The sequence below is a fragment of the Paenibacillus vortex V453 genome (assembly GCF_000193415.1).
GTDB classification, from domain to species: domain Bacteria; phylum Bacillota; class Bacilli; order Paenibacillales; family Paenibacillaceae; genus Paenibacillus_AQ; species Paenibacillus_AQ glucanolyticus.
The window spans coordinates 32823-46264 of sequence record NZ_ADHJ01000045.1 but is presented as its reverse complement, the minus strand read 5'-3'; the positions used below and the strand labels follow the sequence as shown (position 1 = coordinate 46264).

Annotated in this window: 12 protein-coding genes, 1 pseudogene and 1 riboswitch; of the genes and pseudogenes, 12 read left to right on the top strand and 1 reads right to left on the bottom strand. The window is 53.4% G+C overall.

The window, feature by feature from the left end; translation table 11 throughout:
• The first annotated feature begins 115 nt into the window (after positions 1–115).
• From cobD to PVOR_RS24805, 11 genes and pseudogenes are all read left to right on the top strand, one after another.
• Positions 116–1231, top strand: coding sequence for a threonine-phosphate decarboxylase CobD (gene cobD / locus PVOR_RS24855; RefSeq protein ID WP_006212309.1), 1116 nt, complete (start codon positions 116–118; stop codon positions 1229–1231).
• A gap of 88 nt (positions 1232–1319) precedes the next feature.
• Positions 1320–2054, top strand: a complete 735-nt coding sequence (locus PVOR_RS24850) for an adenosylcobinamide amidohydrolase (protein ID WP_040680989.1) — start codon at positions 1320–1322, stop codon at positions 2052–2054.
• Positions 2051–3028: an adenosylcobinamide-phosphate synthase CbiB gene (gene cbiB, locus PVOR_RS24845; RefSeq protein ID WP_006212307.1), complete on the top strand. Its 978-nt coding sequence runs from the start codon at positions 2051–2053 to the stop codon at positions 3026–3028. Before PVOR_RS24850 ends, cbiB begins: the two co-directional genes overlap by 4 nt.
• On the top strand, positions 3019–3759 hold the full coding sequence (locus PVOR_RS24840) for a histidine phosphatase family protein (protein ID WP_006212306.1): 741 nt from the start codon (positions 3019–3021) through the stop codon (positions 3757–3759). The genes cbiB and PVOR_RS24840 overlap by 10 nt, the downstream gene beginning before the upstream one ends.
• Before the next feature lie 152 nt (positions 3760–3911).
• A riboswitch (cobalamin riboswitch) is annotated at positions 3912–4116 on the top strand.
• A gap of 249 nt (positions 4117–4365) precedes the next feature.
• Entirely contained in the window at positions 4366–5373 is a 1008-nt protein-coding gene (locus tag PVOR_RS24835) for an ABC transporter substrate-binding protein (RefSeq protein WP_006212303.1), read from the top strand.
• Positions 5370–6417, top strand: a pseudogene (locus PVOR_RS24830) (FecCD family ABC transporter permease). The gene PVOR_RS24835 and the pseudogene PVOR_RS24830 overlap by 4 nt, the downstream one beginning before the upstream one ends.
• On the top strand, positions 6414–7199 hold the full coding sequence (locus PVOR_RS24825) for an ABC transporter ATP-binding protein (protein WP_006212301.1): 786 nt from the start codon (positions 6414–6416) through the stop codon (positions 7197–7199). The pseudogene PVOR_RS24830 and the gene PVOR_RS24825 overlap by 4 nt, the downstream one beginning before the upstream one ends.
• A gap of 67 nt (positions 7200–7266) precedes the next feature.
• A complete protein-coding gene (cobT, locus tag PVOR_RS24820) occupies positions 7267–8337 on the top strand; it encodes a nicotinate-nucleotide--dimethylbenzimidazole phosphoribosyltransferase (protein ID WP_006212300.1) in 1071 nt (356 codons plus the stop codon).
• On the top strand, positions 8334–8912 hold the full coding sequence (cobU, locus tag PVOR_RS24815; RefSeq protein WP_006212299.1) for a bifunctional adenosylcobinamide kinase/adenosylcobinamide-phosphate guanylyltransferase: 579 nt from the start codon (positions 8334–8336) through the stop codon (positions 8910–8912). Before cobT ends, cobU begins: the two co-directional genes overlap by 4 nt.
• Entirely contained in the window at positions 8909–9730 is an 822-nt protein-coding gene (cobS, locus tag PVOR_RS24810) for an adenosylcobinamide-GDP ribazoletransferase (protein WP_006212298.1), read from the top strand. The genes cobU and cobS overlap by 4 nt, the downstream gene beginning before the upstream one ends.
• A 204-nt stretch (positions 9731–9934) precedes the next feature.
• A complete protein-coding gene (locus PVOR_RS24805; RefSeq protein WP_006212297.1) occupies positions 9935–11329 on the top strand; it encodes an L-cystine transporter in 1395 nt (464 codons plus the stop codon).
• A 189-nt stretch (positions 11330–11518) separates the two neighbouring features.
• On the opposite strand, the gene PVOR_RS24800 is transcribed toward PVOR_RS24805, so the two are convergent.
• On the bottom strand, positions 11519–12607 hold the full coding sequence (locus tag PVOR_RS24800) for a M24 family metallopeptidase (protein WP_006212296.1): 1089 nt from the start codon (positions 12605–12607) through the stop codon (positions 11519–11521).
• A gap of 232 nt (positions 12608–12839) precedes the next feature.
• Here PVOR_RS24800 and PVOR_RS24795 point away from each other — a divergent pair, with 232 nt between their 5' ends.
• A complete protein-coding gene (locus PVOR_RS24795; protein ID WP_006212295.1) occupies positions 12840–13340 on the top strand; it encodes a GNAT family N-acetyltransferase in 501 nt (166 codons plus the stop codon).
• The last annotated feature ends 102 nt before the right edge of the window (positions 13341–13442 follow it).

Below are 13442 nucleotides of genomic sequence, written 5' to 3'. Positions count from 1 at the left end.
TAAGGCAGAGACAAAGCATTCCATGTTGACGAGTCAAGGAATGTAGCGACATAATGGTGGCATTACATAACGGCAGGGCTTGCAAGCGCTGTGGAATGGAACTGGAGGAGCCCGTATGAGTGATAAAAGACAACCCTTGATCGAGGTATACGGACATGGCGGGGATGTGGAGACAGCTGCTTCGACGTTTGGACAGCCGATTTCGGCTTTTCTGGATTACAGCGCCAACATTAACCCGCTTGGACCGCCTCAAGGGGTCATAACAGCATTGCAAGAAGGACTGGGCGCAGTTATTCGTTACCCGGATCCCGGGCATCGCAGCTTCAAGGGAATGCTCGCTGAGGAATTGCGCACCGATGCCCAGCGAATTCTTGTCGGCAATGGGGCGGCAGAATGCATGGCATTGCTGCTGATGGGCCTTCAGCCGCGAACGGTTGGAGTGGTCGATCCCTGTTTTTCCGAATATCGGGAGCTGTCTGTCAAGTTCGGATCGGATATCCGATCCGTTTGCGGTCGCCCGGAACGGGACTGGCGTGCGGACAAGGCGGATATTGTGGCGCTGCTTGCCCGCACGGATTTAGTATTCTTGGGGCAGCCCAACAATCCGAACGGGGTTCAATACAGCCTCGAGGATATCCGCGATATGGCGTCTGCTGCAGAGCAAGAAGGGACTTGGCTGGTGCTGGATGAGGCCTTTATTGATTTCATTCCGCTGGAAGACAGGCAGACCTTGATGCCAGAGCTCCATCAATATCCTCGGACGGTAATCGTAAGATCGATGACCAAGTTCTATGCGATTCCGGGTCTGCGGCTCGGGTATACTGCTGCGCATCCCGATGTCATACAGGCGATGGCTGGCAAGCAGGTCACATGGAGTGTCAATGGGCTGGCATTGCTTGCAGGAGAAGTGTGTTTAGGGAGCGGAAGGGATTATGAACAGAATACGCTGCAGCTGATTCACGAAGAGCGTGTCAAGCTGATGCAGGGACTGCAAGCGCTGGGGCTCGATGTTACGCCAGGGGAAGCCAATTTTCTGCTGATGGAGCTTCCTCAGCATATGGACGCAGAAAGTTTTCAACGGGAAATGGGCAGACGCGGCGTGCTTGTCCGCAGCTGCGCCATGTACCCGGGTCTGGGTGAGCGCCATATCCGGCTAGCCGTTAAAGATGCCCAGTCCAACGACAGGATGCTTGCCATGGCGGCGGAGGTTCTTTTGAAATCTTCTGGATGACGTGCCTTAGGGATTGTCAGAACGGCAGATACATGGGCAGCGCACTTGGTGGGGAGTTAACAAGATCATGGAGCAGGGGGAGAGAAACGTGGCCGTACCTTTTCTAACAAGCAAGAGTCACCTTTACCGTTCGAAAGCGTGGCTGGGAACGACAGTGTCCCTGGAAGCGGAGCAGGATTACCCGCATATTCGGATATCGCTGCCGGATCAGGCCGTTTCCTTGAGCAGTGCCATATATGGCGGCGGATTTGGGCGTGTGGATCATCTGGTGAACCGCTATGTGGACAGGCATTACGATTGCAGTGATCCCGTAAACGATATGTTTAGCTTTATCGAGGAACACGGGTATCCGGCTGGCTCTACGGCGGGATTGATGACAGCGGTAAAACTGAAATATGCATCCATATGGGAAGAGCGTGGGGAACAAGCCTCCATTCTATGCTGCGCCACCGCTGGTGTGGGCAATGCTGCGCGTGCAGGATCAAGCCGTACGACCTTTGCCGCTTATCAGCCGGGCACGATTAATATCATGCTGTTGATCGACGGGATGATGACGCCTGCTTGTATGGTGAATGCCGTCCTGACGGCAACGGAAGCGAAGGCCGCAGCACTTCATGATCTGGGCGTGAAGGATCATGAAACGGGAGCCATCGCGACCGGAACGACAACCGATGCCATCGTCTTGGGGGTTAGCGGAAATCCCGCTTACGGCGTGAATCATCATTATGCCGGAACTGCAACCGATATGGGCGGTATGATTGGCCAACTCGTTTACCGCAGTGTTACGGAGAGCATTGTCTCTGAGAGAGAGGACCGGATATGACTGCCATATGGGTCATCTGGGCAGCCGTGCTGCTGGACTTGCTGATCGGGGATCCGAGATGGCTGCCCCATCCTGTCATCGGCATGGGGAAGGTCATTCGCCGGGTGGAAGGATGGATACGCCATCGGGCGACTACGGCTCAAGGCCTGAAGCGTGCGGGCATTCTGCTGCCGGTGATTGTGGCCGGCGGCTCCTTTGTGCTGACATGGCTTCTGCTGCTGTTATGTGCGGCGATTCATCCTTGGCTTGCCTGGGGAGCGGAGGTCGTGCTCATAGCCACTACGATTGCTGTAAAAGGGCTGCGTGATGCCGGACTGGAAGTATACAGCCATCTTTGTTCCGGGAATCTCGCCAAAGCGAGATACTCCCTTAGCATGGTGGTCGGCAGAGACACCGACCATCTGGATGAGCCGGAGGTTGTACGCGGAACGGTGGAGACGGTGGCGGAAAATATCGTGGATGCGGTGATCGCCCCGCTGTTGTTTGCCCTGATCGGCGGAGCGCCGCTTGCAATGGCCTACCGTGCGGTGAATACACTCGATTCCATGGTCGGTTATAAAAACGAGAAATACGAGTCCCTAGGCTGGGCTTCCGCCCGTTTGGACGATATCGCCAATTGGATACCAGCGCGCCTGACCGCAGGCCTGTTAACCGTGGTGGCTGCGATGTTCTCATTGCAGTGGAAGCAAGCGATTGCGATGGTCAAAAGAGATGCGCGGAAGCATCCAAGCCCGAACAGCGGCTTCCCGGAATCCGCGGTTGCCGGCGCCTTGGGCATTCGCCTGGGAGGCGAGAATTCCTATCAAGGCGTGATCTCGTTCCGGGCTTACATGGGCGATCCCGAACGTGCGCTTCATGCAGAGCATATTCGGGTGACAACCCGGCTTCTGCTGGGCGTATCCATTCTGTTCACGGTACTCGGCACAGCGGTGCTGGGGCTGATTACAGCAGCCGGAGGTGCGTTATGGCTGTAAGACTGAACCTGCATCTTGTTCGTCATGGCCGTACGCAGTGGAATGAGGAACGCCGTTACCTGGGTCACGAGGATCAGGGGGCTCTGATGGAAGGGCTGGAACAGCTGCTTCCGCTGCGGGAGGAGTTTCGCTCCAGGCATGTTGCCAAGGTCTATTGCAGTGATCTCCTTCGTTGTAGACAAACACTGAACTGCATCCTGTCGGATTTACATATGCCCGGCATTATAAATGAGGTCGAGCTTGGCAGCGTTATTCCCGGTGTCTGTTATGACAGGAAGCTGCGGGAGCTTGATTTTGGCGATTGGGAAGGAAAAACCTACGAGGATTTGAAGGAAAATGCGGCTTATCGGCGCTGGATCGACAACCCGGGAACGGTTACGCCGCCGAGCGGGGAGAGTTGGCCATCTTTTTGTTCCCGAATTGAGGTTTTTCTGGCCGAAATGTATCAGGATATGAAGGGGTTATTGTCGATGCAGGAAGGCCCCGCTATTCTCTTGGAGTCAGAGTCAGAGTCAGAGTCAGAATCAGCGGGCCACGATACCGAGACTCAGCCGGGGGTGCTCGATATGGACGTGCTTGTAGTCACCCACGGGGGCGTCATCCGGCAGATTGCAGCGGCAACCCTCCCGGATACAGAATTCTGGGCTACGTCGGTATCGCCGGGCGAGGTGCTCCAGCTGCAGTTGGCCTGGGACGGAGCACGCTGGCGAGGCGTACGGGTAAACGAATAAATGAAATCGTACGATTTTGGTGCGGAATGAACGATAACGGGAAAAACCAATATCGTTAAACCCTTGAAACGAGCGAAACTTCCAGTTGTAAGGCGATGGTTTATCGCCTATAATCTTGTGCAGAGAAACCATGCTTGGCCTATCATAAATAAATTCATATTGTTTGCGAGGGTCCCGGACAGAAGAGGTTATTCATGTCTTCTGCCGGGTTAATAGGGAAGCCGGTGCAAGTCCGGCACGGTCCCGCCACTGTGAAGCAGGGACTTCTCCACATGCCACTGAGCGTCAGCGCTTGGGAAGGCGGGGAAGTCGTTACAGCCTGTAAGTCAGGAGACCTGCCCTTAGCGAATGAATGACGGTCCTTCGAGGAGAGGATTACGTTTTGCAGTCCCGTGCGGACGGCAGTTTAAGGCGCTATCTGTGAACGGTTATCCAGGTGTCCTTATGTTAAAACGTAATCCCTGAGTCCTTATTTACGAGGAATCAGGGATTTTTGCTTCTTTGGAGTATGACGATTGACGTTTTTCTTCCTGCTCAGGGGATCGGTTGAAGGAATTTAGACGTACAGCGCCAGGTTCTCAATTATGTTTAGGGGGATTTGAAGAGATGAAAGCAATAAACAAAACATGGTCCGTACTTCTAGTAGCCATACTGATGGCTCTGGCCTTGATCGGCTGTGGCGGGGAAGAAGGGGCACCGAAAGAAACCACGCCGCAAGCTGCACAGGAGCAAGGGCAGACCAACGAAGCGCCAGCCGACTCCGGTGAGGAGCTTAAGACCACGTATCCATTAACGGTTAAGGATTCAACCGGGGTTGAAATGACGTTTGATAAAGCGCCGGCTAAGATTGCATCCTTGACTCCGTCCGAGACGGAAAAGCTGTTTGCTCTGGGTCTGGATGAGGAAATCGTAGGCGTATCGGATAATGACGATTATCCGGAAGCTGCGAAATCCAAGCCCAAATTGGGCGGATTCCAAGTGAATAAAGAGGCTATTATTGCAGCTGATGCCGATGTGGTGTTTGCCGCTTCGATGAATGCACAGAATGCCGAGAAACTGCGTGAGCTTGGCGTAACCCTGTTTGTCAATGATCCGAAAACCATCGATGCCGTGATGGAGAACATTGAGCTGATCGGACAAATTACCGATCGTCAAGCTGATGCCAAAGCGGTCGTAGATCAGATGAAGCAGGAACTGGCATCCGTTACGGAAGCTGTGAAATCCGTGAAGGATGAAGACAAGAAGAAGGTGTACGTCGAGTTCTCCCCGGGATGGACTGTAGGCAAAGGCGAATTTATGGATGAGATCATCACTGCAGCCGGCGGTGTTAATGCAGCTGGCGATACGGAAGGCTGGTTCGAAATCAGCGAAGAAAAGATTATCGCTGCGAACCCGGATGTCATTCTGTACACGGACGATGTGGTTGATGAAGCGACCAAAAAAACACTGGATCAACTCATTAAAGAGCGCGGAGGCTGGGATCAGATCGAAGCCATCAAGAACGATCAGGTCATTGCCGTAGATGCCAACCTGCTGAGCCGTCCGGGTCCCCGCGTTACGCAAGGACTAATTGAAGTGGCGAAGGCTGTTTACCCGGAACTGATGAATCCATGAGTAAAAAACTTGCAGGATTCGGTGCGGCCGGCGTTATCCTATTGCTGCTAACCTTGGTTGTCAGTCTCGGAATCGGATCCGTTCACGCAACCTGTGAGAGAGATTGGGGCGATGCTGCTGCACCGGCTGCCGGGGATCGGCGATTCCATCCTCCCGAGCTGGGAAGCTTCATCCGAACAAATTCTGATGAAGGTGAGGTTACCGCGGATTTTGCTGGGGATGCTTGTTGGAGCTTCCCTGGCGGTAGCCGGGGCTGCCTTTCAGGGCGTATTGCGTAATCCGCTGGCGGATCCGTTCACGCTCGGTGTATCCTCGGGTGCTGCGCTTGGCGCAGCATCCCTGATTTTTTTCGGGATGGAATACTCCTTTGCTGGAGGTTACACCCTGCCGCTTGTAGCATTTCTGACCGGAGCAGGCACATTGTGGGTTGTGCTGCTGTTGGCAAGGGATCAAGGAAAGCTGCCGATTCACGGACTGATCCTGTCCGGGGTGGTCATGCAGTCGTTTCTGGGCGCTGTGGTTTCGTTTCTGACGGTGATGTCCAAAGATACGGTAAACCAAATCCTGTACTGGACGATGGGGAGCCTGAGCATGCGCGGATGGTCGTATACGGCCATCCTTTTCCCGTATTTTATCGTGGGATTCGCGTATTTATGGAGCCGGTCGCGAGCGCTTAATATTTTGTCGCTTGGGGAACGGCAGGCCGCTCATATGGGATTGAATGTGGATCGCCTGAAGACAAGCGTACTGATCGTAGCTACCCTGCTTGCCGCCGCTGCCGTATCGGTCTCCGGCGTCATTGGCTTCGTGGGGCTTGTGGTTCCGCATATGATACGCCTTATCACAGGCTCCGATTACCGTACCATTGTCCCTTTGTCGGCTCTGGGCGGTGCGATTTTTATGGTCTGGTGTGATACGGCTGCACGTTCCGTGCTGGCTCCAACGGAAATACCGCTCGGGGTGGTCACTGCATTCATAGGCGCTCCTTTCTTTGCGTACCTGCTGTACCGGAACAAAAAACGGCGTAGGGAGGGGTTAGCATGATTAGAGCCCAGGGTCTTGGCAAGGCATATGGCCAGGTGCCGATACTTGCAGGTGTAGATCTGCACATAACGGAAGGTGAATGGTGGGGAATCATCGGTCCGAATGGAAGCGGCAAATCCACCCTGATGCAGCTGTTATCCGGTGTGGAGAGTCCTACGGCAGGGAGCGTCTCGCTCCGGGGCAGGGAGCTTTCGAGTTATAACAGAAAAGCGCTGGCACGAATCGCAGCCGTCCTTCAGCAGGAAGGTCTCGATCCGACGGATTTTACCGTGCGGGAAGTGCTGGAAATGGGACGCTTCCCGTTTCTGAATTGGCTTGGTCGAGAGGATAAAGATGCGACCCCGCTCATTGATGCCATTATTCAGAAGCTGGATCTTGGCGGTTTCGAGGAACGTCGGCTTACCGAGTTAAGCGGGGGTCAGCGTCAACGAGTTGCCCTTGGCAAGGTGATGGTCCAGGAGCCGTCCTTGCTGATGCTGGACGAACCGACAACCTATCTGGATATTCGCTATCAGCTTCAATTCATGGATATGGTGGCAGAATGGCGGAACTCATCCGGCATTACGGTGATCAGCGTACTGCATGATCTGAACCTGGCGGCTCAATTTTGCGATAAGCTGCTGGTTCTGGATCAGGGAAAGGTCGCAGGGGTCGGGAAGCCGGAGGAAGTGCTGACAGCAGAATATATTCGCCAAATATTCAGGGTAGAGCCCTCCATTGTCACCCATCCCGAGAACGGAGCTCCACAGGTGCTGTTAACGGCGAACAGCACATGGTCCTGACAGCTCTTGCTCCGGCTTCTGCTGGCGATGTAAGATTTAGGTGCAAGAAAGAAGGAGGAAGTTTGAATTGAGTAAATCCTTGACGGATCATTTGAACGATATAACGGCTAACATCAAACCTCTGAATGCCGAAGTGCAGGCCGCGACCGCAGCCTATTTGGACACCTTGACGAAACCTCCGGGGAGCCTTGGCAAGCTCGAGTCGCTTGCAATTCAATTAGCCGGGATCACAGGCAACATCAAGCCGTCGTTTACAAAAAAATCTGTCGTTGTCATGGCCGGGGACCATGGAGTGTGTGAGGAAGGCATCAGCGCATTTCCGGCAGAGGTGACGCCTCAGATGGTCATGAACTTCCTGAATGGAGGCGCAGCTGTTAACGTGCTGGCTCGCCAGGCGGGAGCCGACGTTCATTGTGTTGACATCGGTGTCGGGACAGAGCTGAACCATGAGAAGCTCCTCTCCAGGAACATTGGCAGAGGAACCGCCAATATGGCTAAAGGACCGGCCATGACCAGAGAGGAAGCGCTGCAATCCATCATAACCGGAGCAGAGATAGCGGCAGAGCTGGCTTCCCAGGGGACGCAGATGTTCGTGACCGGTGAGATGGGCATTGGGAACACAACGCCAAGCGCCGCGATCTTCTCGGTTCTGTCAGGCAAACAACCCTCTGAGGTTGTGGGACGAGGAACTGGCGTAACCGATGAGCGGCTGATACATAAGATTAACGTTGTGGAGCAGGCTATACAAGTCAATCAACCGCATGCGCATGATCCTCTGGATGTGCTCTCCAAAGTCGGGGGTTATGAAATCGGTGGATTGACGGGGCTGATTCTCGGTGCAGCTGCACACGGATGCCCTGTTATCATCGACGGTTTTATTTCCAGTGCGGCGGCTTTGATTGCAAAATCGATTTGTCCGGAAGCCCTCGCTTATATGATTGCCTCTCATGCTTCGCATGAGCAGGCGCATGTTCTTCTGCTCGAAGAACTGGGACTCCACCCGATGCTGCAAATGGACATGCGTCTTGGAGAAGGAACCGGCGGCGTGCTGTGCCTGCATCTGGTGGAAGCGGCTTGCAGGATCATGCAGGAGATGGCGACGTTTGAAAGCGCCGGAATCAGCGGGGGATCGGTATGAGCCAACAAGGAAGCGTGCTGGTCACGGGAGGGGCAAGAAGCGGGAAGAGTTCATTCGCGGAGAAGCTGTGCATGAAGCGGGCTGAATCCGGAATGTATGTGGCGACTGCGCAGGCTTATGACGATGAGATGCAAGCACGCATCCGCATCCATCAAGACCGGCGGCATGATTCCGCTTATGGGTGGCAGACGGTGGAGGAGCCAATTGCCTTGCCAGAGCTGCTGGACACGCTTGGCGAAACGGTTTCAGATGCTCCGGCCGTAGTGGTGGACTGCCTTACGCTGTGGCTTACGAATGTACTGCTCCAGGCTGAGCCTGAAGGAACAGCCGTGATGGAAGAGCGTCTGGGCCTTTCGATCGGCAGGCTGGCAAGAGCGGTTCAGGTCTATCCGGGCCTGGTCATTTTGGTGACAAACGAAGTGGGGTCGGGCATTGTGCCCGAATATCCGCTGGGCAGGATATACCGCGACTGGGCCGGGATTATGAATCAGAGGCTGGCCCGGGTCTGTGACGAAGTATTTCTGGTGACTGCGGGAATTCCGGTGGAAATCAAGAGCAAGGAGTACCTCATATGAGCAAGATGATACAGGCGGCTGCGGCCGCTTTTCAATTTTTATCGAGGCTTCCAATTCGGCGCGAGATTCCCTTTACGCCAGAGGTTCAGAAGCGGAGCGTTGTTTTTTATCCATGGGTAGGCGCTGTTATCGGTCTGATTGTGGTCGGTTTGGGAATCGGCTTGAGCTTTGTGCTGCCTTCATTTCCTGCTGCTGTCATCCTGCTGATCGTATGGGTAGCGCTGACGGGCGGGCTTCATCTGGACGGCTGGATGGATAGTGCGGACGCCCTGCTTAGTCATCGGTCACGCGAACGGATGCTGGAGATTATGAAGGACAGCCGCGTAGGTGCAATGGGGGTCATGGCGTGTATGCTGCTTCTCCTGCTGAAGGCTGCCTTGATTATGTCCGTATGGGATTTATCGGAGGGGGCCTGGAAGCAGGAAGCTTGGCTGCTGGTGCTTGCTCCGGTCTGGAGCCGATGGTTCATGGTTTATGCCATGTATCGCTGGCCGATGGCGCGGGGGAGTGAGGGGCTTGCGGCTTTGTTTCACGGACTGACCGCTGGAAGAAGAAGGATGGCGGGCTCCATGGCTGCGTTGTTAACAGTTGTCATCATAGGTCTCCAATGGGTCATGGCAGATACCGCTGATTATTGGCTGCTGGGCATCGGGGGACTCTTTTTCATACCGTTCATTTCATGGGCAATCGGAACGGTAACGGCGGAAAGGATGAGCCAAAGACTTGGCGGACTGACGGGAGATACTTACGGGGCGCTGAATGAACTGATCGAAGCGGTTGTGTTAATATTTGTGGTTCTGCTCTTGAAACTTACATGATAAGATAGAAGAGGCATAGCAGTGGTAATCCGATCAACATAATCAACATCAGGTGAAAAACAACGATTTCGATAGGAAATCTACGGGAATGGGTAATGTTATGTTTAGAGTGGGCCGTGAGATGGAAATGAATACATACTAGCGCACTTATGACATGAGGATGATACAACATATCCTTATACAAGAATGGGAGGAATGATTAGGATGGAAACGCTTTGGGTTATCATCAATGTCCTTGTTCTGATTCTGCTGGTCGGCATTTTGTACTGGATGCAGAAAAAGCATTACTCGTTTACCAAACGAGTGTTTGCAGGACTTGGCTTGGGTGTGTTGTTCGGAGTGGCACTGCAGCTCATCTACACTTCGACTTCCGATGTGGTGGTGAAATCCACCGACTGGTTTAATCTGATTGGATACGGGTATGTTCGGCTGCTGCAAATGATGGTTATTCCGCTTATCATGGTATCGATCATATCGGCTATCATGAAGCTGAAGGGAGGCCGGAATGTTGGCAAAATGAGCGGCCTCATCATTACGGTGCTCCTGCTAACGACGGCGGTTGCTGCAGCAGTTGGAATTACAACCGCTCTGGCATTTGATTTGTCTGCCGTGAATATTCAAGGCGGTGCTGCCGAAGAGCAGCAAGGCGCACTTCTGCAAGAGCGGCTCGGAGATGTTGAGGGCCGGACTCTGCCCCAGCAGATCCTTGATTTCATTCCGAGCAATCCGTTTGCCGACATGACCGGAGCGCGAAGAACCTCGACGATTGCGGTCGTCATTTTCTCCGCATTCATCGGGATAGCGGTTCTCGGTTTGGACAGGAAAAACAAGGAGCAGGCGGAAACCTTCCGCAATATGATCTCGGCAGTCTATGGCGTCGTCATGCGTATCGTGACCCTTGTGCTTCGTCTGACGCCTTACGGGATTCTTGCATTGATGGCCAAAACGATTGCCACAACGGATCTGCAGGTCATCATGAATCTGATCGATTTCGTGCTGGCTTCTTATGTGGCCTTGATTGTTATGTTCATTATCCATCTGGTGCTGCTTGCGATATTCGGGTTCAATCCGCTCAAATATGTGAAGAAGGTGTTCCCTACCCTGACCTTCGCCTTTACGTCACGCTCCAGCGCGGCTACCATCCCGCTGAACGTACAGACGCAGAACAAAAAGCTAGGTGTCTCCGAAGGCATTGCGAACCTGTCGGCATCGTTTGGTGCCACGATTGGGCAGAACGGCTGCGCAGGCATTTATCCTGCCATGCTGGCCGTTATGATCGCGCCGACAGCCGGTGTGGACCCAACCTCCTGGTCGTTTATCCTTACCTTGATCGTGGTTGTTATGATCAGTTCCTTCGGCGTGGCGGGTGTTGGAGGCGGAGCAACCTTCGCTTCACTCATCGTGCTGTCGACGATGAACCTCCCGGTAGCCCTGGCGGGTCTGTTAATATCCGTAGAGCCGCTCATTGATATGGGCCGTACAGCTCTGAATGTGAATGATTCCATGACAGCCGGCGTAATTACAGGGAAAGTTATGAATGAAGTGGATAAAGACGTGTTTAATGATGACAACATTGAACTGGACTTGGTTCAGGGATAAGCGAAATAAGCGAATTGAATGGAGGGCCATCTTGACGGCGAATGTTGTGCCGGCAGGATGGCTTTTTCGCCTCGGGTGCGTACAAGGATAACATGGATCAGAGACAGCAAATAGGCCGTTGTAAACAGAGAAAGCCCGAATACCGTTGCAATAACGGCATTCGGGCTTACTGCTATGATGAAAACAACGTTAACCGATGATGGTCAGCTCTTTCGGGAAAGAGGTTAGCACTTCTACGCCATTCTCGGTTACGATGACATCATCCTCAATCCGTACGCCGCCTACTCCTTGCAGGTAAACGCCAGGCTCGATTGTAAATACTGCACCGGGCCGCAAGAGTTCTTGGTTCATGCCGTGGATCGATGGATATTCGTGAACATCCATGCCAAGCCCGTGTCCTAAACGGTGTACAAAAGCATGGCCGTATCCTGCATCGTCAATCACCTTACGAGCCGCCCGGTCAATCGAACCATAGGTTACGCCTGGCTTGACGGCTTTAATACCGGCCAGGTTCGCAGCGAGGACCGTCTCATAGACGTGTACGGCTTCAGGCTTCGGTTCGCCTACGGCAAAGGTACGGGTAATATCCGACGCATAACCTCCGGCATATACGCCCAGATCAAACATGAGCAGCTCCCCGGCTTGAATACGGCGTGTTCCGGGGACCCCATGCGGCAGCGCTGTGTTGGGACCTGATAGTACCATCGTGGCGAAGGAGGGGGCATCCGCGCCCAGCTTCTTCATCAAGTATTCCAGCTCTGCTACAAGCTCAATCTCGCTGACGCCGATTTTTACCTGGGCCAGTCCTTGAGTAAGAACCTCTTCAACCAGCCGGACTGCATGCTTGATGATCTTCACCTCATCTGCGGACTTCCGGATTCGCAGTTCCCGGAGAACAACACCGACATCATCGATGCGGTCAGCGTTCACATGCTGCTGGAGCTGCTCATAACGGGAGACGGTAAGCTGTTCCTTCTCCACGGCCCATGTCCCCGCTGCCCCTTGAATTTGCCGTTTAAGCAAAAGATACGGGTTCTCGGTATCCTGATGAGTGACAATATTCTTAACCGTTGAAGCAGCCCCGGCCGCATCGGCATCCAGAGCCGGCACGATAAGCACCGGCTCATTCACAGTGGAGAGGAGCAGGCCGAGAAAGCGTTCATGAGGATCGCTCGCAAAGCCGGTCAAATAATAGACATGCTTGGGGTCTGTCACCAGCACATGATCCCAGCCGTGTGTATTCATGGATTGCTGCAAACTTTGCAGTCGTTCGTTCATTTGCATTCATTCCTTTCTTATTCGAAAAACGGTCGTTATGCCTTTAATGTTAGGGTATCGTGTTACTTAGCGTAAGTAAAGTTTTCCTTGGGCAATACATTCGTGAATAATCTCCCCCTAAGAAAATAGAAGCGTTTTTCCGCTGCCTCTTGTACAATAGATCTCATATGGAGCAAGGCATCTTACACTCATTATGAGACTTTATTACGCATCTATTCGGAGGTAGAACATGATGACGCATCAATACCGTATCGATTACGCCGTCAAAGAGGATTTGCCGGCCATTGTGGACATCTACAATTCAACGATTTCAGGCAGAAAAGTAACCGCCGACCTGGAGCCTGTTACGGTGGAGAGCCGTATTCGCTGGTTCGAAGAGCACAGCAGCGATTTTCGGCCGCTGTGGGTCATGCACTCTGATGATGGAATGGTTGCATGGATGAGCTTTCAATCCTTTTACGGGCGACCAGCCTATAATGGAACTGCTGAGATCAGCATATATGTAAACGAGAAATATCGCGGTACCGGTGCCGGCAGTATACTGATTGAGAAGGCAATTGAGGAGAGTCCGCGCCTTAAGGTCAGCAATTTGGTAGGGTTTGTATTTGGTCATAACGAACCGAGCATGAAGCTGCTGAAGAAGTATGGCTTTGACCAGTGGGGGCTGCTCCCCGGGGTTGCGGAGCTTGACGGGATCAAGCGGGATCTGGTCATCGTAGGCCGTTCTGTGTAACCACCGCCGCGAGAAGAATACAATATCTGCCGGCGTTACCGACGCATTGCAGACCAAATGAACAGAAGGCTGTCCCCTGCTTCAATCTAAGGGGGCAGCCTT

Bases quoted from the DNA above. Each gene is read 5' to 3' on its own strand.
- cobD (WP_006212309.1), top strand. From the start codon at position 116: ATGAGTGATAAAAGACAACCCTTGATCGAGGTATACGGACATGGCGGG.
- cbiB (WP_006212307.1), top strand. From the start codon at position 2,051: ATGACTGCCATATGGGTCATCTGGGCAGCCGTGCTGCTGGACTTGCTG.
- PVOR_RS24840 (WP_006212306.1), top strand. From the start codon at position 3,019: ATGGCTGTAAGACTGAACCTGCATCTTGTTCGTCATGGCCGTACGCAG.
- PVOR_RS24835 (WP_006212303.1), top strand. From the start codon at position 4,366: ATGAAAGCAATAAACAAAACATGGTCCGTACTTCTAGTAGCCATACTG.
- PVOR_RS24825 (WP_006212301.1), top strand. From the start codon at position 6,414: ATGATTAGAGCCCAGGGTCTTGGCAAGGCATATGGCCAGGTGCCGATA.
- cobU (WP_006212299.1), top strand. From the start codon at position 8,334: ATGAGCCAACAAGGAAGCGTGCTGGTCACGGGAGGGGCAAGAAGCGGG.
- cobS (WP_006212298.1), top strand. From the start codon at position 8,909: ATGAGCAAGATGATACAGGCGGCTGCGGCCGCTTTTCAATTTTTATCG.
- PVOR_RS24805 (WP_006212297.1), top strand. From the start codon at position 9,935: ATGGAAACGCTTTGGGTTATCATCAATGTCCTTGTTCTGATTCTGCTG.
- PVOR_RS24800 (WP_006212296.1), bottom strand. From the start codon at position 12,607: ATGAACGAACGACTGCAAAGTTTGCAGCAATCCATGAATACACACGGC.
- PVOR_RS24795 (WP_006212295.1), top strand. From the start codon at position 12,840: ATGACGCATCAATACCGTATCGATTACGCCGTCAAAGAGGATTTGCCG.